General features: G+C 50.4%; 17 protein-coding genes and 1 pseudogene. 7 read left to right on the top strand and 11 right to left on the bottom strand.

Annotation, left to right across the window (positions count from 1 at the left end):
* Positions 1 to 290 precede the first annotated feature (290 nt).
* Positions 291 to 2,387: a Calx-beta domain-containing protein gene (locus tag LKK83_RS12670; RefSeq protein WP_324631508.1), complete on the top strand. Its 2,097-nt coding sequence runs from the start codon at positions 291 to 293 to the stop codon at positions 2,385 to 2,387.
* Here the strand turns inward: LKK83_RS12670 and LKK83_RS12665 are convergent.
* Positions 2,374 to 2,538, bottom strand: a complete 165-nt coding sequence (locus tag LKK83_RS12665; protein WP_324631507.1) for a hypothetical protein — start codon at positions 2,536 to 2,538, stop codon at positions 2,374 to 2,376. The two genes, LKK83_RS12670 and LKK83_RS12665, sit on opposite strands and share 14 nt — an antisense overlap.
* Before the next feature lie 136 nt (positions 2,539 to 2,674).
* On the opposite strand from LKK83_RS12665, the gene LKK83_RS12660 reads away from it, so the two are divergent.
* A complete protein-coding gene (locus LKK83_RS12660; RefSeq protein ID WP_324631506.1) occupies positions 2,675 to 4,147 on the top strand; it encodes an MBOAT family O-acyltransferase in 1,473 nt (490 codons plus the stop codon).
* Positions 4,148 to 4,218: 71 nt separating this feature from the next.
* The gene (locus tag LKK83_RS12655; protein WP_324631505.1) at positions 4,219 to 5,352 is read left to right on the top strand and encodes a hypothetical protein; all 1,134 of its coding nucleotides are present in this window, start codon (positions 4,219 to 4,221) and stop codon (positions 5,350 to 5,352) included.
* Between the two features lie 80 nt (positions 5,353 to 5,432).
* Here the strand turns inward: LKK83_RS12655 and LKK83_RS12650 are convergent, their stop codons facing one another.
* From LKK83_RS12650 to hemW, 9 genes and pseudogenes are all read right to left on the bottom strand, one after another.
* Complete coding sequence (locus LKK83_RS12650) at positions 5,433 to 5,600, bottom strand: hypothetical protein (protein ID WP_324631520.1); 168 nt, start codon at positions 5,598 to 5,600, stop codon at positions 5,433 to 5,435.
* Positions 5,601 to 5,625: 25 nt separating this feature from the next.
* A pseudogene (locus LKK83_RS12645) lies at positions 5,626 to 6,282 on the bottom strand (sulfotransferase domain-containing protein); the annotation flags it as partial.
* Between the two features lie 25 nt (positions 6,283 to 6,307).
* Entirely contained in the window at positions 6,308 to 7,087 is a 780-nt protein-coding gene (locus tag LKK83_RS12640) for a glycosyltransferase family 2 protein (RefSeq protein ID WP_324631504.1), read from the bottom strand.
* A gap of 155 nt (positions 7,088 to 7,242) precedes the next feature.
* On the bottom strand, positions 7,243 to 7,983 hold the full coding sequence (locus LKK83_RS12635; protein WP_324631503.1) for an acyltransferase: 741 nt from the start codon (positions 7,981 to 7,983) through the stop codon (positions 7,243 to 7,245).
* 214 nt (positions 7,984 to 8,197) lie between these two features.
* Positions 8,198 to 8,920, bottom strand: coding sequence for an acyltransferase (locus LKK83_RS12630; protein ID WP_324631502.1), 723 nt, complete (start codon positions 8,918 to 8,920; stop codon positions 8,198 to 8,200).
* Between the two features lie 161 nt (positions 8,921 to 9,081).
* Positions 9,082 to 10,749, bottom strand: coding sequence for an alkaline phosphatase family protein (locus LKK83_RS12625; RefSeq protein ID WP_324631501.1), 1,668 nt, complete (start codon positions 10,747 to 10,749; stop codon positions 9,082 to 9,084).
* On the bottom strand, positions 10,746 to 11,693 hold the full coding sequence (gene hpsE / locus LKK83_RS12620) for a hormogonium polysaccharide biosynthesis glycosyltransferase HpsE (protein WP_324631500.1): 948 nt from the start codon (positions 11,691 to 11,693) through the stop codon (positions 10,746 to 10,748). Before hpsE (LKK83_RS12620) ends, LKK83_RS12625 begins: the two co-directional genes overlap by 4 nt.
* A 41-nt stretch (positions 11,694 to 11,734) precedes the next feature.
* Positions 11,735 to 13,555 carry a hormogonium polysaccharide biosynthesis glycosyltransferase HpsE gene (gene hpsE, locus LKK83_RS12615; protein ID WP_324631499.1) on the bottom strand — a complete coding sequence of 607 codons (1,821 nt, stop codon included), beginning with the start codon at positions 13,553 to 13,555 and terminating at the stop codon, positions 11,735 to 11,737.
* An 865-nt stretch (positions 13,556 to 14,420) separates the two neighbouring features.
* Positions 14,421 to 15,659, bottom strand: a complete 1,239-nt coding sequence (hemW, locus tag LKK83_RS12610) for a radical SAM family heme chaperone HemW (protein WP_324631498.1) — start codon at positions 15,657 to 15,659, stop codon at positions 14,421 to 14,423.
* Positions 15,660 to 15,896: 237 nt separating this feature from the next.
* On the opposite strand from hemW, the gene LKK83_RS12605 reads away from it, so the two are divergent.
* Complete coding sequence (locus LKK83_RS12605; RefSeq protein ID WP_324631497.1) at positions 15,897 to 16,976, top strand: PIN/TRAM domain-containing protein; 1,080 nt, start codon at positions 15,897 to 15,899, stop codon at positions 16,974 to 16,976.
* A 185-nt stretch (positions 16,977 to 17,161) separates the two neighbouring features.
* On the opposite strand, the gene LKK83_RS12600 is transcribed toward LKK83_RS12605, so the two are convergent.
* Positions 17,162 to 18,400 carry a vWA domain-containing protein gene (locus LKK83_RS12600; RefSeq protein ID WP_324631496.1) on the bottom strand — a complete coding sequence of 413 codons (1,239 nt, stop codon included), beginning with the start codon at positions 18,398 to 18,400 and terminating at the stop codon, positions 17,162 to 17,164.
* Positions 18,401 to 18,712: 312 nt separating this feature from the next.
* Here LKK83_RS12600 and LKK83_RS12595 point away from each other — a divergent pair, with 312 nt between their 5' ends.
* The 3 genes from LKK83_RS12595 (at position 18,713) to LKK83_RS12585 (ending at position 20,840) form a co-directional block, all read left to right on the top strand.
* On the top strand, positions 18,713 to 19,369 hold the full coding sequence (locus tag LKK83_RS12595; RefSeq protein ID WP_324631495.1) for an ATP-dependent Clp protease proteolytic subunit: 657 nt from the start codon (positions 18,713 to 18,715) through the stop codon (positions 19,367 to 19,369).
* Positions 19,370 to 19,467: 98 nt separating this feature from the next.
* Positions 19,468 to 20,064, top strand: a complete 597-nt coding sequence (locus tag LKK83_RS12590; protein ID WP_324631494.1) for an ATP-dependent Clp protease proteolytic subunit — start codon at positions 19,468 to 19,470, stop codon at positions 20,062 to 20,064.
* A gap of 158 nt (positions 20,065 to 20,222) precedes the next feature.
* Positions 20,223 to 20,840: a J domain-containing protein gene (locus tag LKK83_RS12585; RefSeq protein WP_324631493.1), complete on the top strand. Its 618-nt coding sequence runs from the start codon at positions 20,223 to 20,225 to the stop codon at positions 20,838 to 20,840.
* Positions 20,841 to 20,947 lie beyond the last annotated feature (107 nt).

Here is a 20,947-nt window from a genome sequence, read left to right as displayed (position 1 = left end):
CAATAGTGTTTACACGGAACTTACCGAACGACTTACCCGTAATTTTACTTACCTCCGTAAGCACAACGGGTCAATGCTGACCGCCGAACCATTTGAGGTGCGTCTCAAACCGATTGAATCCGCATGAGTCCTTTGTGGAATGCCTGCAACTTACCCAACCGCGCGATTCTACCCTAAGTACAATTACGGATTCACCTCCCGGATTCGACCATTCATGCTTGTGTTACTCAAACGTCAGCCCTCGCTCGGTTTGCAGTTCTTCTATACAATTCCACTTGAGGAGACGCCAAATGACCTCGATTCGCATCGAAGCCGAACAAATGAACCTCACCACCTACCGGGTGGAGAGCGATCGCACCCCCGCCTCGGGCAATGCGTTAATTACCTTGCACAAAACTGGCGGCACCAGCGGTAGCGCCACCACCACCTTTACCGGCAGTAGCGGCACCTACGATGTGATTCTCGGCTATTTCGACGAAAACGACGGACAATCCCCCATCACCGTGCGAATTGGCAGCCAGGAATCGAGCTTCGTATTCGACGAAAACTACGGAGATGGCGGAGTTAGCTCCCAAAATCACGTCGCTCGAACTGTGGCAACGGGTCTTTCCCTGAATTCTGGGGAGGCGATCGAAATTTTCGGGGCCGTTGACAGTACGGAATTTGCGCGCATTGACTATATTGAATTTGTCCCGGTGGCCGAACCGGAACCTATCGCACAACCGGGTACCCTCGAGTTTAGTGCGGGCCGTTTCACCCTCGATGAAAATGGAACCGCCACCCAAGGGATAACGCTTACCCGGACCGATGGGGCCGATGGGGACGTGACGGTGAATGTGAGTGCCGCCGATGGTACCGCCACCAGTCCCGATGATTACGATAACAGCGACATTTTGGTGAGTTTCGCCGATGGGGAAACCGAGAAAACTGTCACCCTTGCGCTCATCGACGATACGGAAGACGAAGCGGATGAAACTCTCACTTTGAGCCTCAGCAATCCCATCGGTGGGGCAACCTTGGGTAGTGCCGCCAGTGCTGTGGTGACAATTGTGGATAACGATATGTCAAGCGGGATTAACGGGACTGACGATTCGGAGACGCTTTCGGGAAATGCACTGGATAATCCGATCGCCGGCTTTGGGGGGGACGATACCCTCAATGGTGGCGAAGGTCACGATACCTTGGCGGGGGGTCCGGGAAACAATTATCTCGATGGCGGTGAGGGAACCGATACGGCAAGTTACGCGGCGATCGCCACCAGTCGCGTCATCGCTAATTTAGAAACTGGCGTCGCTACCCGCTATTTCACCCCCTTTTCTGCCACCCCGATCGCCCTTTTGCCTTTGGGAGATTCCAACACGCGCGGAAAACCCAATCAGGAAAATTATGCCGGCTATCGCACCCATTTGTGGAATCGATTGGTCACTGGAGATGGGTTTAATATGGATTTTGTCGGATCGGCGCACAGTGGACCCGATGGCATGGATAAAGACCACGAAGGTCGGGGGGGATTTACCATCGATGAACTGACGGATAATTCAAGCAATTTTAAAGGGTATAACAAGCCGGGTGCTCCGGATTATACCACCATTGAAGATACTTTGAGCGACAATCCGGCAGATCTGATTTTATTGATGGCGGGGACGAACGATATTAACCGAGGGGATGATGTGAATGTGGCGATCGCCGAATTAAATGTGCTGGTCGATCGCATCGTCACCCACTCTCCCGATGCCCGCGTTTTGGTGGGTTCCATTCTTCCCAATACCGCCGACAGCGATCGCGAAGCGAGAACCGCCGAGTTTAGCGGGCGCATATTTAATGAAGTGATTTCCCCCAAAATCAATGCCGGAAAAAAGGTGAGCTTTGTCGATATTTATAACGCTCCTTTAGAGACGGCGGATTTTAATTCTGATGGCTATCATTTGGTAGATAGCGGGTATGAAAAAATCGCCCAGGTTTGGTATGAGGAAATTGTCGCTTCGGTTAGCGGTGAAGATACCCTCAGTCAGGTAGAAAATCTGGTGGGTTCCGACTATGACGACGTTCTCACCGGGGATACGAATGTTAACCAGATTTCCGGGGGGTCTGGTGACGATATCCTGCGGGGCGCAGGTAGCGACGATACTTTATCCGGTGGCCCTGGCAACGATTTGTTTGTGTTAGGTGCGGGTGAGGGAACCGATACCATTCTTGATTTTGAAGTCGGTCAAGATTTGCTCGGATTAATGGGCGATTTGAGCTATGACAATCTGATGATTCGTTCCGGAAGTGGCACCCACGCTAACCATACCGAAATCGCGATCGCCGACACCAACGAACTGCTGGCTTTACTCGCGGATATCTCCCCGACTCGCATCAATTCTGATGCGTTTATCGCCCTGTAAGGGTTCCTTTTCGATGCGCCCGGGTGGGGCGATCGCCGAGACTGGTGCGATCGCCCCAGGGATTTGCTAAATTCTGCCATTTTCCGCCAGTTTTCCCCCTCCCTTCGCCAGAAGCTTGCCGGAATCTCTGTTTTCTGCGAGTTTCTGGCATTTTTCACACCCACGTGCGAACCGGGCACTATTATAACTTATTATCCCGGAAAAAAAAACCTCTCTTCGCTAGTTTTTTAAGAGTCATTTCAAATTATACTAGAAAATGTAGAAGTAGAAAAAGAATCTGAGCCACCTTGCTATTTAACTCTTACGAATTCATTTTTGGGTTTTTGCCCATTACCCTGCTCGTCTTTTTCGGCTTGAGCAAATATCGTCTGGTAAGGGCGGCAACCATTTGGCTGCTCTTAGCTTCCCTGTTCTTTTATGGCTACTGGAAAATTTCCTATGTGCCCCTGCTATTGATTTCCGTGGTGGGAAATTATTACTTCGGCCAATTTTTAGATGGAGCCAAACCGGGCACGCCAAAAGCCAAAGCCCTCTTATTCGGTGGCGTTGCCTTTAACTTGGGAATTTTAGGCTATTACAAATACGCCGCCTTTTTCGTTTCTTCTCTCAATCATCTGTTTCAAACTCAATGGCCCGTTCCCGATATTGAACTACCTTTAGCAATTTCGTTTTACAGCTTTACCCAAATTGCCTATGTGGTGGATGCTTATCGGGGACAAACCGAAGATTACGAATACGATTTACCGTCGTATAGTTTATTTGTTACCTTCTTTCCTCAGCTTATTGCTGGTCCGATTTTGCGGCACAACGAACTGATTCCGCAGTTTAAAGTGCTTCGCAATTTTGTATTTTCTCATAAAAATGTTGCCATTGGCTTAACTTGGTTTATCCTGGGATTGGGAAAGAAAGTGCTGATTGCCGATCGCATTTCCCCTTGGGTGGCTACGGTGTTTGATAATGCCGAAATCGTCACCTTTACCGAAGCTTGGGTGGGGGCGTTAAGTTACACCTTTCAACTGTATTTTGACTTTTCCGGCTATTCAGATATGGCGATCGGCTTGGGATGGATTTTTAATTTTCGCCTGCCCATTAATTTTAATTCTCCTTATAAAGCCACTTCCATTATTGACTTTTGGCGTCGCTGGCACATTACCCTATCCTTCTTTCTGCGCGACTATTTGTACATTCCTCTCGGGGGCAGTCGTCGCGGGGAAATTCGCCGCTACTGCAATCTATTTTTGACCATGTTACTAGGAGGATTGTGGCATGGTGCGGGATGGACTTACGTGATTTGGGGAGCCATGCACGGCACCTTTCTTGTGGTCAATCACGCTTGGAAAAAATTTGGCGTCAAATTGCCTCAGTTTTTCGGATGGTTAATCACCTTTCTCGCTGTGATGACGAGTTGGATATTTTTCCGCGCCGATAATTTATATGAAGCGACAGAAATTGTCAAAGCTACGGTTGGAATCAAAGGAATCGTATTGGTTAATGATGTAGAACCCGCCTTGCCTTGGCTCGCAGAAATGGGAGTACAGTTCAGACCTTGGCAGGAATTGCCTTATCTTCCGCCCAATTACCAACAAAGTTTTGTGACGTTAGGATTGCTGTTGCTGGCGGTGACGCTGTTGCCCAATACCCAGCAAATTATTAAGCAATTTAAACCGAAATGGTGGTGGGCGATGGGGGTGAGTGGTATTGCCCTCGCTTGTCTGCTTTCCCTCAATCGAATTTCCGAATTTCTTTACTTTCAGTTTTAATTTGCCAACCCCCGTTTCCAGGTCAAACCTGGGAACGATATTCATCAATTTTAACTCAACGGAGGGTGTAAATGAATAACTATCGACGATTTAATTTGGCTTTTTTAGGAATTACAGTGCCCGGATTGTTAACTGTGGGATTATTTAATGCCGGCATTGACCCCTATGGGGTGATGAATAGTCCGGAAATTTTGGGCCTGAATCGGTTAAAAACCCAGAAGTTCAATCACGTGCGACTGTTCAAAGCGATCGCCGTGACCCGTGTGGAACCGAAAACCCTGTTATTAGGCTCATCGCGCAGCGATTTAGGTCTCGACCCCAATCATCCGGCATTAAATGCAGAATCGGCTTACAATTTGGCACTGGTGGGGCCAAATATGTATGAGGTGAAGCGTTACTTCGACCATGCGATCGCAAACCAACCCGAGGTCAAAACCGTGATTCTCGGACTTGACTTTTTTATGTTCAATCAATTTAAAAACAATCAAGCGGACTTTAGCGAAACGCGATTGGAAAAAGAAACCTTAATGCCCAAGGAGTTTCTCAACGTGACCTTTTCTTTGGGGGCGACGAGATCGAGTTTAGAAACCATTCAATCTAGCCTCAATGCTGATGCCAACTTTCTTTATCAGCCCAATGGCTTGCGATATGTGTACGAAAACGAACCGGAACGACCGATTACCGAAGAATTTGCCAACATGATGGGGGGATTCATGGAACGGGAAGGATATTACAAAGAGTACGAGCTTTCCCAGGAGTTTTTAGGGGCATTACGAGACCTGGTAGAAATTGCCAAATCCCGCGATATTGAATTAAAATTGTTTATCTCTCCCGCCCACGCCGCTCAATGGGAAACCTTGCGCCTTGCCGGACTTTGGCCGGAATTCGAACAGTGGAAACGAGAAGTGGTAAAAATTGCCCCGGTTTGGGATTTTTCCGGGTATAATAGCATCACCACCGAGTCCATCGATCGCGAAATGAATTACTATTGGGATAGTTCGCACTATCGCGAATCCGTGGGAGATTTGATAATCAATCGTTTGTTCGACTATCAAACCGAAAAAGTGCCGTCGGATTTTGGCGTGGTTATCGATGCGGAATCCGTGGAGTCGCACTTGCAAAACATTCGGCGCGATCGCGAAGCTTGGGTCACTCATCATCCCGAGGTGGTTCGCTGGGTGAAAGAACTCAAACCGACGCCCTAAAGTGCGATCCGTCGCCATTGCCTCCCCGCCATCCCACGGAATTTCGTCCCTGTGATGACGGGGAAACTACCAGCGATCGCTTAATCGCCGTATCCATAAATTGGGCTTAACGTTTCATTCATCCGTCGCGTTAACTCCTCAATTTCGCTAAGGCTCAAATAATCTTCAAACCCGCCCACTTTTCCCCGGCGAGTTTTGTAAGATTCGGGATCCCTGCGATCGCTTGGTTTTAAGCGATAGCATCCCACCCCCCCCTTTTTCCTCCATCTTTCGCATGTTGTCAAAAGAAGCAAACTCCACCGCTTCCGCGATCGCTGCATCTCCTATCTGTGCGATTCCAATAAACTCCATAACTTTACGCAGTTCTCTTGCGGGATTAACATGAAGGTCTTCATACCGAATCATTAAAAAATCTTTCGGAACTTGACGATTTTGCGCCCAAATCTGATAAAATTATAAAATCGTATCAAAGCTACCTACTGGTTCGTTAATGTAGTCCGATAACTCTCCCTGGTAATAGGGTTTGTCTGGATAAATGTGACTCCGTTTCTTTTTCTCAAAATAACTCGAAACCAGCACATCTCTCGGGTCTCGAACCAAAAAGATAACCTTGGCATGTTTGTACTTCGCCTTGGATCGAACCAGTTCCTCGGGTTTTTTCCAAAACGCATCATCGTCGTGAGTGATGAATATCTTCGGAATATCCGGATGCTGTTCCCCTAACGCATACAACTCCATCAGATTAGTCGCATTTTTTAGCTCGAAGTGCCGTTCTAATGCTTTCGCGATCGTTAACCTCAGCCAGGTTCGTCCGCATTTGGGAAAAGAAATCAGAAATACCTCAGCCCTGCGCTCATCATGCCACCGTTGTAGCTGCTGAAGCCTTGGAATTTTATGTAAAATCTTCTGAGAATAGCGCTGGATTTTCATCGGGTAAATTTCCCCCATTAAAAGGTTAATGAAACGAACAGTTCTCCTCCAAGGAATAGAGGCCAAAATCATCGCGAATTTCTCCGGTTAGCGGGCGGTAATTCACCACCACTTTTTTCAAGCGAGGCAAAAGCTTTTTCGGGCGAATGACATTGGCAAAATTCCTCACGTTTTCCCCATGACCGAGCATATAAATCGCCCCAAAAAAGGGTAAGGTTTCCAAAGGTGTCCCCTTTTTTTCCATAATATCCATAATGTAGGCATGGGGACGATGATAGCGATTGTAATCGATGCGATCGTCATCTGTATTTTCTGGAAGATCCTGCAAGTCGTAGCGAATGATATGACTGCTTCCACACCATTGATAAAACGCTTTCTTTTCCCTAAACAGGAAATTGCTTCCTTCTTCATATAAATACCCTTTATTGAAAACCCATCCATTGCCATCTCGATTTTGCTTTACCCACTCCGCTAAATGCTTGCTGACGCAATCATCTGCATCCATAATCATGGTATGGGTGGGGTGGTATTTTTTCGCAGCTAGCAGTCCGGCAAACACTTTTCGGCGTCGATCCAGACGCTTTTTTTCAATATCATCTCCGGGAATGGAAAACCTGATTGGCAAGTATTCAATATTCGGATGATGGAACTGAATTTTTGGCTGTTCGTGACAAACCACAATCGCTTTAAATTCGCTTGCAGTTTGAGCGCAAACCGAGCGAATGCTGCGCTCGAATATTTTGCACGTTTGTTCCCAATCTCGAGCTACTTTAGCGCTTTTCAGGGCAATCGCAAAAACTAACATTTTTTTACAACAAAATTATGCAATGGTAAAAAAAATTGTAGCACAATAAATCTGTTTTGGGCGATTTTTGGGTGAGTCTTTTTTCGGCAAATCCTGGGGTAGACTGGCAGTAATTCAACCTTACTAAAAGCAGTAATTTTACTTATCATTGTCTCTCAAATTCTGCCACTTTTAACCGCCTCTTCCACTTCAGCCTCTCGCCGAGAAATGACTTTCGCCGGCATGCCAACGGCAATAGAATACGGGGGAATCTCTTTCGTCACCACTGCCCCTGCACCGATGACGCTGCCCGTGCCAATTTTTACCCCATCCAGGACTTTTACCCCAGTGCCTAACCAGCAATTATCTTCAATAACAATTCCACTGTAACTGTTGCCTTGTTCGTTAATATTTCGGTGGAAATCTGAAAAAACGTGATTGTTAGAATAAATGCTAGAATGAGAGGCAATCAAACAGTCTTTGCCGATGGTAAGCTGACATCCAGACAGGCAGGTGTAAGGCCCGATATAGGTGCGATCGCCGATGGTAATCGGGCCTTGACTACCATGCGCTTTTATATCCACACCGCGATCGAACGAGACGCGATCGCCGATTTCAATTCGATTGCGCCGACCAATCGTTCTCAGGCGAACGTCACGAGACATAAACACCTCATTGCCCACTTTCATCCAACAAGCGCCGACAAATTCTACCCCCGTTTCAATGGTGACTTTTTTGCCCAGTTTGGCCACAAAACTGCGGTACGCCAGGGTTCGCAACCAAGAACCAAAGGGAAACGGCACCCATTGCAGTAAGGGCACTTCTATGCCTTCTATTAAGCGAAATAACCGATTGGCGATCGCGATTTTCCAGGGTTTCTGTCCGGATGAATTGGCGGAATAATTGTGCGGATTCATGGGTAATATTTCAGGATATTATCGTTGTGGGTCAGTGGGTGGCGACGGGCAAAAAATTGCGGCAATTGTGGGATGGAATTCCTCCAATCAAAGCAATTCCATCGCCTTCCCTGACACTGTTTTACGGCAAACCCTGACCGCGATGCATCATCCTTTAGTGGGATTTTTCCGATACTTTTGCCAGAAATTATTTCCCCCCGGGTGGCGCGCGCCGTTACCGGGTTTCAGAGGAATTTTCCGGGGTTTTCTTTCGCAGGGAAACCACTTTCGCCGGAACCCCAACGGCGACAGAATAAGGCGGAATATCTTTCGTCACTACGGCCCCTGCACCGATGACGCTCCCGCGACCGATCGTAACGCCATCGGTAATTCTAACACCACTCCCGAGCCAACAATCATCCTCGATGGCAATTCCTTTGTAAGACCGCTCTTGTTGGTTGATTTTGCGATCGGGGTCGGTGAAAATGTGATTGTTGGCATAAATTCCGCTATGGGAGGCAATCAAACAGTCTTGTCCGATTTTGATGTGACGACCCGACAAACAGGTGTAAGGTCCGATGCGGGTGCGATCGCCGATTTCGATATATCCATCGTCATGCGCTCTGATATCTACCCCCCGTTCCAGACTGACGCGATCGCCAATTTTAATCCAACTGTTTTTGCCATCGGCGGCGATGGAAGCGATCGAGCGAATGTAGGTTCCCTCGCCGATTTCTATCCAATAGGTTTGGTTAAATTCCACATTCGGTTCGATTTGCACGTTGCTTCCCATCCGGGCAAAAATTCCCGGATAAAACCACTTTCGCAGTTTCATTCCTACGGATAAGGGAAGGGGAGACAAAAGCGCGATCGCCACCCGATAACGCCGACTTATTTTCCCTTTTTTTCCTGGTTGATTTTGCGCTGAATTCAAACGCTGAGAATTAGCCACACTCATAATACACTTCGGGTTATTTTTCTAATGTTATTGCTGGCTTTGGCTGGTGCGAATTCACGATAAAATAAATTACGCAACCCCCCATTGGTAGGGTGAGCAGTACACAATCTACCCATCGGGTTAAACGTTTTCAACGAGGGGGATTTGACTACAGGGCGCGCTCACGAGGGAGCAACGGTAGAAACAGGGATTTCCAGCAGGGGTTTCCCTTGCAAGCGATCGGGAATCGGTGCGCCCATTAAGGTTAAAATCGTAGGCCCTAAATCGATCGCATCTCCGTCGGGCAAGGTAGAACCGGGGGCGATTCCCTCACCCTCGACCATGAGAAACCCTCGGGAACGATGACTGCCGGTGCGACGGTGGGGAACCGGTCCGATGCGTCCGAAAGCGGGACTATCCATAATATCTGCCGGGGGCTCTTGCCATTCCACCACCAAATCGGCGCTGGGGAGTTTGGGATCGCGATCGCTGGCGGATTTCCGGGTGCGGATGACCTGTTTCACCACCCGATCGCCGGTGCGCGGGTTCCGCAGCGCATACAAATGTTGCGTCAAATTCTCACATAGCGCCTCATACTCGGAGGGTTCGACGATGCCTTGCGGTTCCCGTCCTTTTAAGTTTATCCGGATATATCCTTCGGAAAAACTGGGCAAGGCAAAGGCTTTCATTTGCGGCCAAAATGGCTTATACCAGGTCACGGGTTGCCAGAAAAACGGATCCCCTTGTGCTTTCAGGGTTTCCGAGGAGGCTAAATCCGGAGTTTGCACCACGCCGAGATAGCGATCGATCCACTCGTGCCAGCGCGTGGGCAGATATTGTCGCAACAAACGTCGCAAGGGGTTGGGATCGAACTTGCGCTGCCAGATTTCTCCACTCCAGGTTTTCCGTCGCGCCTTTAAAATGGGCGGTGGCGGGGTGGTGCCTGTTTTTCCCGGGGCGATCGCCACTTTTCCGGGAAAATTAAATCGGTAGAGCAACTCCCCTAAAAAGAACATACTCGCCGCATCAGTGGTGTTATTCCCGCTACCATGTACCGAAAACACCACCAGATAACTGTCTGCCGGTGCCTCGGCGAGGATGTCTCCCACCGCGCGATCGGCAGCTTCAAACACCTCCAGCAACGGATCGGTGCTGAACAAATCTTGCGGGCGATCGCGATACAAAGGATGCTCCGGTTGACTCATAAACCAAAAGTCGTGACCGGCAGAGTGCGGTTCGCCAAACACGGTTAAAAACAGATCCCAAGGCTCCTGTCGCACTAAGTCCCGGCAAATCTCCTTGCGCCGGGAAATCCCGGTCAGCAGGGCTGAGCGCAGGCGTGTGAGATAACCCCGATCCCACCACTCTCCATGATCTTTGTGCAGGGCCGGATGTTCCCCATAGCGCTGGTTTATCTCGGACAACAGGCGATCGGGTCGCGAATGACTGGGGGTTCCGGGAGAATGCGCTCCCCATGCCAACACTTGAATCCCATTCACCGCCTCGGAAAGGGTGCCTTTCGGCATGTCGAACACCGCCACTCGGTAATCGTTCCCTAAGGCATAAAACGGCGGATATTCTTTAAAGTCATACGCCCCCACATTTTCGATATTATAGGTGCCTTCATGGAGGTGAATTCCGCCCCAATAGCCGGTTTTTTGCGGCACACAACCGGTCAAAAAGTTCGTCCAAGGGGTTTCGGCTTTATAGTGGTCGATGCCGGTCAATCGTCCGTAGGCTCCGCGATCGCGCAAGCGTCGCAGGTTCGGCAAATGTCCCCCTTCCATCCACCGTTCGATGAGGTCGGGATCCGCTGCATCCAGTCCGATCGCAATGACCGATTTTCTCATTTTAAACTCCTTGACCCAAGCGAATTTTTTAAGTAATATAAAGGGCTGGCAAAACTACTCAAGAAAAATTCCATCTCGCAAGCTGCCACCACATCGGTTCTCACCCGATCGCGATACCGCAGAAAGTGCCGCAGCGATCGGCGCAAACTTCCTAGCATAATTTTGGCAAAAATAATCGGTTTTTGCCCCGGTTTGGCATGAAGCGTCCGCAGCTCGCAGACGCATAACCCCACCGTTCGCGACAGAGACATTAAATACTCTTTCTCCAGTCGCGACTTAGGAATTTTATGCGCGATTTTCATCTCCGGATTGTACCAAATTTCCCACCCCGCATCGTGCATGTGAATCGAAATTTCAAAATCATTTCCCCCTCGGGTAGTACGCGCTAAGCGGCGCGGTACGCTTTCGACCCAAGCTTGTTTGCGAACCACTAACCCCGCCCCAGCAGGTAAACTCAGCCGTTCCGGGTCGTATAAATGCGGTTGATAACCTCGCTGTTTAATGGCAAGAAACGATTGAATTCTTTCAAATCCCGGCGGCGGTTCTACTTCAAATTCGCCGTAAATTTGACCGCCATAAGCCCCGGCTTTCGGATGCGCTTTTCCGAAGCAGTAAGCCGCCCATACCCAGTTGGAATCCGGCAGGTTATCGTCGTCTAGAAATCCGACCAATTCTCCTCGAGCTTCGTCAATGGCTTTTTGACGAGCAAATGCGAGTCCTTGTTGGGATTCAAAACAGTATTTTAATGGGTAGGCATCGGGCCAGTTGGCTTGATACTCGCGCACCAACTTGGCGGTGTTATCTTGGCTGTTGTTATCCACGATCGAGATTTCCCAGCAGAGGGATTCGCCGTTGATTTGCGATCGCAGTCGGTCTAAAATCTCCCTTAAGCGGCTTCCCCCATTATAAGTAGGAATAGCCACGGTGAAATCGATTTGTTCCATGTTTGTTGCAAATTTCACTCTTATCGAATCGGCGCGTGGGTTTAACTCATTTGTTGTGCTGTTGCCAAATTGTGCGGGTTTACCGATTTCCAATTTAAAGAATGCAAATCAAGCGGCAATTGGCAGGTCAATCCAAAGGGAGTCGGTCGAGCAATGCCAAATCCTTGGGCGTAATTAAATCCGATATTTTTAGTGGTTTCTAACAGTTCCGGCGTTTCCACACAGTGGGCAATCGTTTTCATGCCCAAATTTTGGCCAACCTGATTGATTTTTTGCAGGCGATCGCAATGGAGTGGATTTTGCAGCATGCTCTTGACTAAGTTGCCATCAATCTTCAGGTAATCCACCGACAGTTTTTCCAGGGCTTCCCGGCGAGACCCCCGATTACCCACCCGATCTAAGGTCACTTGACATCCGATGGCTTTTAATTGCCGAATCATGCGCGCCACTTTCTCTAAATTCGCGATCGCGGTTCGTTCGCCGATCGCAAAACACAGCATTTTTGGCGAAACGTTTTGAGAGGCAAATTCCCGTTGCAGGAAATTCACAAACCCCTCGTCATTCACACTCGCCTCCGACAGGTTAATTTCGTAAAGCACACCGCTCGGTTTGCTTCCGGTGTGGGCAATTGTCTCGCATAAGGTTCGGATTGCCCAGCGGTCGATGGTTCGCATCAAATTGTGCCGTTCTGTGGGGGGGAGAAATTCTCCGGGCAATCGCAGTTTGCCAGTTTTATCTTCCAGACGTAAAAGGATTTCGCTATGCTCGAAGTCGTCGCGATCGCCTTTGAGGGGATAAACCCGCTGCGAATGCAGGCGAAAGCGTTCTTCTTCAAACGCTTCGGCAATTTGTCGCGCACTCGCTTCGGTTTGCAGCACTGTAGCGCGATCGCCCAACTCGGAATTTAACCACTGATGTTTCCACAAAAACCACGGACTCATCACCGAACTGGTTAACAATTCCCGTTCGCAAGCTGTCGCCGTATCCTGCACCTTATCCGGGCGATATTTTATCGCGTGCAAGACCAACCGTCGCAAATCGTTGGCCAAATACGCTGGAAATGCTAAGGGTTTTTGCCAGCTTTTTAACGTCATCATCCGCAGGCGATTTCGGCTCAAACCTACACAGCGAACCAGCATTAACAAATAGTCTTTTTCTAACCGCGAATTCGGGATTTTGTGGTGAACCACCATTGCCGGATTGTACCAAATATCCCATCCGCCATTCTGAATGTGCAATAATGCTTCTAAATCTTCACTGGCCAATCCGGCGTCTTTTCCTTTATGGTTCAAAAACAACCGGGGCGGAACGTGCTTTTCCCAGGCTTCTTTCCGCACCACGACCCCCGCTCCCGGCGGGAGAATTTTATGTCTCGGATCGTATCGATGGGGCTTATCCCCCCGTTCTATAATGGCTAAAAAGCAGGCGACTCGCTTGATTGAATCCGGAACTTTGTCCGTCGCGGTGTTTTCATAAAAGTATCCGTGAATCTGACTGCCAAATGCCCCCACTTCTGGATGGTTTTGGCTGAATTCATACGCCGCCGCTACCCAATTTGGTTCGGGTAAGTTGTCATCATCGAGAAATCCGATTAATTTGCCGTTGGCTTTCTCTACAGCTCGTTGTCTGGCAAAGGCTGCACCTTGTTCCGCTGCAAAGCAGTAGCGTAAGGGTATCTGTGCGGGCCACTGCGCTTGATATTCCCGCACCAGTTTTGCTGTGTTGTCGGTACTGTTATTGTCCACGACGATCGCTTCCCAGGAGAAATGTTCCGTCCCCACCTGACTCTTGAGGCGATCGAGTACCTCTCCTAAGCGCTTTTCCCCGTTATAGGTTGGAATTGCTACTGTGATGTCAACCATAAGTATTAACTCCCGTATTCGTAAATTTTAAAATCGCAGAAGATAAGGCTCACTTACCGCCAGCTATGAGGAGGTTGGTTGGCGTTTTCCCGGATTCACCACGGTGATGTCCCCCTGGGGTTTTTTCTACACCAACCTATTCCACCATCCTTCGGTAAAGCGTGACGGATCGACTGTACCTAGGTATAAATTCTGGGAAGGGCGGGCAAAAGCCCCACCTGTTACCTGCGAGCGATCGCGTTGGGTACGTTGTGGCCGCCCAGCGTTCCCACTGGCGCGTTCCCATCCCAGACGTTCCATCTTGCCCCCTACAGAACAAGTGTCATCCCCATGCGACTGGGGTTGAATCGCGCCCCTCGGTTTTTACTGAGATTTAGTTTGACATATCTCGAACCGTTTTCAGTGGATTCCACGAAAATTTTTCTCTATTTTACAGAATCTTTATCCTCTCGGCCACTTTTTATGAATTTTTTGTAAAGAAGGGGGTCGCCCCGGTTGATGTTCTAGTAATTTTACGGACTCCGTTCGCGGATTCGCTCGAATTTGGCTTATATTATCCCGAGGTTATCTGCGTATATTTACGGATTGATGTAGCGAAGTGAGTTGGGGATAATAGAAACTTTTGGCAGCAAAGCCGAAGGCGGGCTGACGGCTCTAAAACGGCTCGGTGCCCTTGCTGCATCCCAGACTCGATACCCAGGTGAGTGCTGTTACCCGGGCAAAGTTCCCCCCTTCTTCCGGACTAGATTGGCAATTGGCAATTGTTAAACTGGGTTGTCCCGCCGCCTAGGGTCCCCAAATCGGCGCGATTTGTCAAGAATCGGTGACAAAATCGGTTTTTTCCTCGGGGTTGGGCGCGGGGGGATTATTCCAAGGCGCTAAATACGCTGGCCAAAATCGTATTGGAAAACAAAAAGCCTTCTGGGTCCGTGAGTCTGAGCCATCCCGAGGGGGGCAAAGCGGTTCGGGAGGGCAGGGTAATGGGGGCACCGGTTTCGGAAACCACCTGCAGCCATCCGGCGCGGGCGTAGGGCTGCAGGGAAGTCCAAATGCGATCGCGAGTTTCCCGGTCTAATTGGGCGCTCAGGGTGGCTAAATTCCATCCTCGAGCCAAGCGCAACCCCAACATCAGGCTTTCCAACATCACCTCCGAGGCGGGGGTTTCGGCACAGTCGATCGCCCCGCCATTGGCTTTCAACCGCTCCACCCAGGCATAATATTCGCGCGTTTTCCGGGGGCGAGTGAAGCGTTTCCCCCCCACATAACTCGCCGCACCCATGCCAAAGCCATAATAGGGACGATTTTCCCAGTAGACCTGATTGTGCAGACACTCATACCCCGCTAAGGCATAGTTAGAGACCTCATAGTGTTGATATCCGGCATCAGAGAGAATTTGCGAGGCGAGACGGTACATTTCGGCGGTCAAGTCGTCGCTGGGTAACGGTGCCACACCGGGTTGGTAATATCGGGCAAAAGGAGTCTTCGGTTCGACGATTAAATCGTAACTGGAGATATGGACCGGAGCGATCGCCACTGCAGCTTCTAGAGAATGCTGCCACTGGGCCAAAGTTTGATGAGGTAGTCCAGAAATCAAATCCAGACTGAAGTTGGTTATCCCCACTTGGCGGATCGACTCCAGGGCTGTCAGAATGTCAGCAGAGTTGTGCGATCGCCCGCTAGCGGCGAGCAGTTCATCTTGAAATGCTTGCACGCCCAAACTGACGCGATTAATTCCTGCCGCGCGATAGCCGGCCAATTGTTGGCGCTCAAAGGTACCCGGATCCATTTCGATGGAAATTTCCGCATCCTTGGCGATGCCAAATCGGCGATCGAGTACGGTTAGGATCCGGTCTAACTGCTCCACCGACAACAACGATGGCGTGCCACCTCCGAAAAAGACCGTGGTGAGGGGTTGACCCAAACTCGGGGTGGTGTTGATTTCTTCTTGCAGCAGCGCGACATACTCGACGATCGGGCGGGAATTTTCCCCCTGCTGGCGATCGCCCACCACGAACACCGGAAAATCGCAGTAGTAGCATCGGCGACGGCAAAAGGGAATGTGAAGATAAGCTGAAGTCGGAATTTCAGCCCTTTTCCCTTCCATCGGGGTTTCAAACAAATTGGAACTTCGATTCTCAGCGATACCAAACACTCTGGTAAATTACAACGAGCCAGCGGAAAACGGCTTCGGCCTAAAAACCTTCCCAGTATAATAGGAAGGTCTGCTAAAAATCAATCTCTACCGTTGGCTTCCAGAACTCCTCGATGACAATCTCCTCCGATGGCAAAGCCCCCTAGGAGAAATCAGGAGTTGTACCTTTTATCGAATAGGCTTGCAACCATGCTTGATGCAATCATCATTCTGACATTTATCTTAGCAGGAGCGGGGATCGGGTTCTACGGCATCGAACTGCTCCCCGCTGGTGCGATCGACCAGGTAACGAATCTCGACGGCTTGCGTTCTGTAACCGCCGGTTTTGCAGCCTTAATTGGCGGTGCGTTTGGATTATCCGTGCAAACCACCTATCGGCGCATGGAAAAGCAAGTGCGGCACATGCCCATCGACCTGCTCATCACCCGGGCGATCGGCTTGGTGATGGGACTTCTAGTCGCCAACTTGATGTTGGCCCCGGTGTTCCTCCTGCCCATTTCCCCCGCATTAGGCTTCATCAAACCCCTCGCCGCCATCCTCGGCAGCGTCATGTTTGCCTTCCTGGGGATCGCCTTGGCGGATACGCACGGTCGAGCCTTCTTGCGGCTGATCAATCCCAACAGCGTGGAAACCATGTTGGTTGCTGAAGGCACCCTGAAGCCTGCCGCCACGAAAGTAGTGGATACGAGCTGCATTATCGATGGTCGCATCGAAGCCCTGCTCAGCACCGGCTTTCTCGAAGGGCAAATCTTGATCCCGCAGTTCGTGTTGCAGGAATTGCAGATGGTGGCCGATGCCTCCAACGATCGCAAGCGAGTGCGCGGGCGTCGGGGTCTGGATATCCTCAACCGCATTAAAGAAAGTTACGCCGAACGAATCGCCATCCACTCCGCAGACTACGAAGACCTGCACACCGTGGATGCCAAGTTGGTGCGCCTCGCCCAAGAAATTAACGGCACCCTGCTGACGAATGACTACAATTTAAGTAAAGTCGCCACCGTGCAGAAAGTGCCGGTTCTCAATATCAATGACTTGACCCAAGCCGTGCGTCCGGTCTATCTGCCCGGAGACAGCCTGGAATTGAAAATTCTCAAAGAAGGGAAGGAGGATTCCCAGGGTGTGGGGTATTTAGAAGATGGCACGATGGTGGTGGTCGAAGAAGGCAACAAGCATATCGGCGACGAAATGCGCGTGGTGGTGACTTCTGCTTTGCAGACCTCTGCCGGACGGATGATTTTTGCTCGCCCTCATGCTTCAGTTATTGCCTAACCCGATAATTCGCGATCGCTCCTGCTATGCGCGTGAAAATCTGTCCTGCTTTTAATTACACTGCCCCGATTTTACCTGGCTTTCGGCAAAATCGGGGCAGTGGCTTTTGATGAGCACTCTCCCGGTCAAACCGAGGTTTGAAGCGGGCAACGTCGAGAACGCTCCCCCCTGAACCAGGGGCTTTTTTATTGCAAGATGGTCTTGGAGACGATGCGGGTTTTTTTGCGATCGCCCTCGGAGAGTTCTTTGCCTTCTTGCAATTGAGTGGCACTGGTTTGCAGGACCGTTGCGCCGCCTTGGTCTCCCATTTGCAAAGCGGTTTTGGCCGCTGTTTGCAGCATGGTGGCCGCACCCACGCGATCGCCTTGCTGCATTTTCTGTTCGGCAATTTGGGTTTGCCGATATTTGGCTAAGGCTAAGGTGTGCTGCTGCACCTGGGGATTCAAGGCCGGCTGATAGGCACTCAGGACGTTGGCCGAGATCGCGATCGGATCCGAGAGCAAGCCGGTTTTGCCGATGCCGGGGTCATCGTAGCGCACTTGCACTTGCGCGATCGGTTGGATGCCTTCGCTTAACTTGCCCACGTACAGATTCGCCAACACCACCCGCTGCACGTCTTTCATCACGTCCCCCAAGCGCACGGCCAATTTTCCGTTTTCGGCTTGCACTGGCAGTTCGATGGTATCCGGTGCTACTTGGGCTACGGGTTTGAGTTCGGCCAAACGCACTTTCGGCATCAGTTTCAGCAGCAGGTAAGCGTTGGTTAGGGCTACGGACTGCATCCGGTTGAATAACCGCCCAAATTCGTTCGCTGCCTGTTCTGGATGTTCGATATAGGAGAGGGCACCCCCAGCAGCATCGGCGAGTCTTTCAAGCACGTCTTGGTTCCAGTGATCGCCAAATCCCAAGGCGTTTAAGGTGAAGTTGGCGGCGGCGGCTTCCACGGCGAGTTTGATGCAGCGATCGTTGCTGCCATGTTCGTTTTCGCCGTCGGTGAGGACGAAGGCTTGGGAAACTGTGTCTTTTGCTCCTTTTTTCAGTTCCTCGATGCCCTTTTTCATGCCTTCATCGATCGCAGTGCCACCGTCGGCTTTTAGTTTGTCGATTTTCTTTTTGATGCTTTCGGTGTCTGAGATAACTTGGTTGGAGACGATGACTTTGGCTCTGTGGTCGAAGGCAACGACGCAGAGGCGATCGCCCGGGTTGAGTCGGTCGATCAGTCCGTAGGCTGCTTCTTTGACCGTTTTCAGGGGTCGCCCTTCCATCGAACCGCTATGGTCGAGAATCAGGCACAGGTTCAGGGGCACCGCGCTTTCTGTCCCAGTGCCGATCGCGGACACGGAAATCGAAAGCTGACGCTGGTTGCTCGCCTGACCGGCATCGAGATTCGAATCGTTCAATGCCAGGTTTAAATCGACTTTCATTGCAATTTCCTCCTCGCAATGTCAAAACTGCTGTTGATTCTGGGTTCCCAGTGAAGTTTGGGGCTATTTGGATTGTGGCACAACCCTCGTCCCCACAGCTAATGCGATCGCTCTGGCTCATCGTTCATTAACAACCCGCAATATGCTCCCTTCAATTTCGATCCCTTCTGACCTCTTCAAGTTCTCCAATCCCCAATCCCCAATCCCCAATCCCCAATCCCCAATCCCCAATTTTTAATTTTTGCAGCGCCCCGGGCAGGGACACGCTACTATAAATAGAGACACAGCCATGATTGCAAGCAAAAACTGGACATGAACTCACCCATTAAGGCAGTTCAATCGCCCTATTACGGGGACGCCTCATATCGGACACCACCCCCAGATTTACCCTCCTTGTTGCTCAAGGAGCGGATTGTCTATCTGGGGATGCCCTTGGTGCCCGCCGTGACCGAACTGATTATCGCCGAACTGCTTTACCTGCAGTACGACGACCCAGAAAAACCCATCAATATCTACATCAACTCCACCGGCACCTCGAGTTACAGTGGCGATCCGATTGGCTTTGACACCGAAGCCTTTGCCATCTGCGACACCATCAAATACATCAAGCCCCCGGTTCACACCATTTGCATCGGATCGGCAATGGGGATGGCGGCGATGTTGCTCTCTGCCGGCACCAAAGGGTGTCGCGCCAGTCTGCCCAATGCTACCATCGTCCTGCACCAACCGAAAGCCTACACTCGCGGTCAAGCCTCGGATATTCAAATTCGAGCCAAAGAAGTGCTGGCCAATCGGCAGACCACGATCGATATCTTGTCTCAAAACACCGACCAGCCTCCAGAAAAGATTATCAAAGATATGGATCGGATGTTCTACATCACCCCGCACGATGCTGTAGAATACGGCCTGATCGATCGCGTTCTGGAAACCAAAGACTTGGCGCAGCCCTTGCCCGCCGGCGTCAGCTAATCTTGAAACGCACAGTGTGGATGTTGAATGCGTAAGCCTCCAGCATCTCACTAGACTGGCTTACCCACGCAGTACATAGTATAATAGAGGAGCGCAAAATGCCGATTGGTGTGCCAAAAGTTCCCTACCGGATGCCGGGGGAAACCTATACCCAGTGGATTGATATTTACAACCGCCTCTATCGCGAGCGCATTATTTTCATCGGGAAAGATATCGACGATGAACTGGCGAATCAAGTCATCGCCGTGATGCTGTATCTGGATTCTGACGATGCAGGCAAAGACATCATTCTCTACATCAACTCTCCCGGCGGTTACGTCACCTCTGGCATGGCAATTTATGACACCATGCAGCACATTAAATCCGATGTGGTGACCATTTGCGTCGGTCTGGCGGCTTCGATGGGATCCTTCCTGCTGGCTGCCGGTGCCCCAGGCAAGCGTCTGGCACTGCCCCACTCTCGGATTATGATCCACCAGCCCTCTGGTGGCACCCGAGGTCAAGCCAGTGACATTGAAATTGAGGCGCGCGAAATCTTGCGAATTCGCCGCAATCTGAATCAGATTTACGCGAATCGCACCAATCAACCCCTGGAAAAAATCGAGAAGGACATGGATCGCGATTTCTTCATGTCGGCGGCAGATGCCAAGGAATACGGCATCATCGATCGCGTGATTGAAGACCGCCCCTCCTAAGCGGAGATTAAATTAAGAATTGAGAATGGGTTAATTTTCAATTCTTAATTTTCCGCGATCGCGGCTTAATTTTCCTCAGAGGTCGGGGTTCCCCACTATCCGGAATGCTACAACAATGGCAGAATCTCGATCGAAAGAGTTCTGCCATTGTTATTGCGATGAATGTTGTACAGTGCTATAAAATACTCGGTTTGAATGCAGGCGCAACCTTGGAAGAGGTGAAGGCGTCCTATCGCTCGTTGGCACGGCAGTTTCATCCCGATGTCAACCCCGATGCAAGAGCGCACGATAAATTTATCGAACTGCACCAGGCGTATCAGTTCCTGCTCACCGTGGCCAAACCTGCGGCTGAAATGCCCCAACCCTCTCCCACCCCCGCCCCTACCCCCTCGCCGGTGTCCACATCCGGCAGATCCGCCAAAACCCACGTCACCCCCAAGGATCCATTTTTTCGCAACAATCCTCGACTCACCGATGTGGAAGAACTTCTCAAACAGCGCGGATATTTGCAATTACAGCAATTGCTCAAAGACAAACGGTTTCCCCGCGCCGTTGCCTTAGTCGAAGCACTGGCCCAACGCATCGCCCACGATCGCGAAATCCAACAATGGTTGGCGATCGCCTATCAGCGCTGGGGACGCCACGCGATCGCCCAAGGAGAATTGGAAAAAGCTCGGCTATACTTGAAAAAAGCCCTCCGCACCGACCCGCATAACCGATCCCTGTGGGTGGAAGTGGAACGAGATTTCCGTCGCATGGAGCAGATATTCCGATGACCACCACCGCACCGATCGCCAACGCACCTACCGAAGGAAGAGTCTTGCTAAAGCAGATTAGCTGGGACACTTACAAACGATTGTTAGCCGACATGGGAGACAATCGC

It is taken from the genome of Phormidium sp. CCY1219, from assembly GCF_035615515.1.
GTDB lineage: Bacteria > Cyanobacteriota > Cyanobacteriia > Cyanobacteriales > Laspinemataceae > CCY1219.
This window is presented reverse-complemented; position numbering and strand designations above follow the sequence as displayed.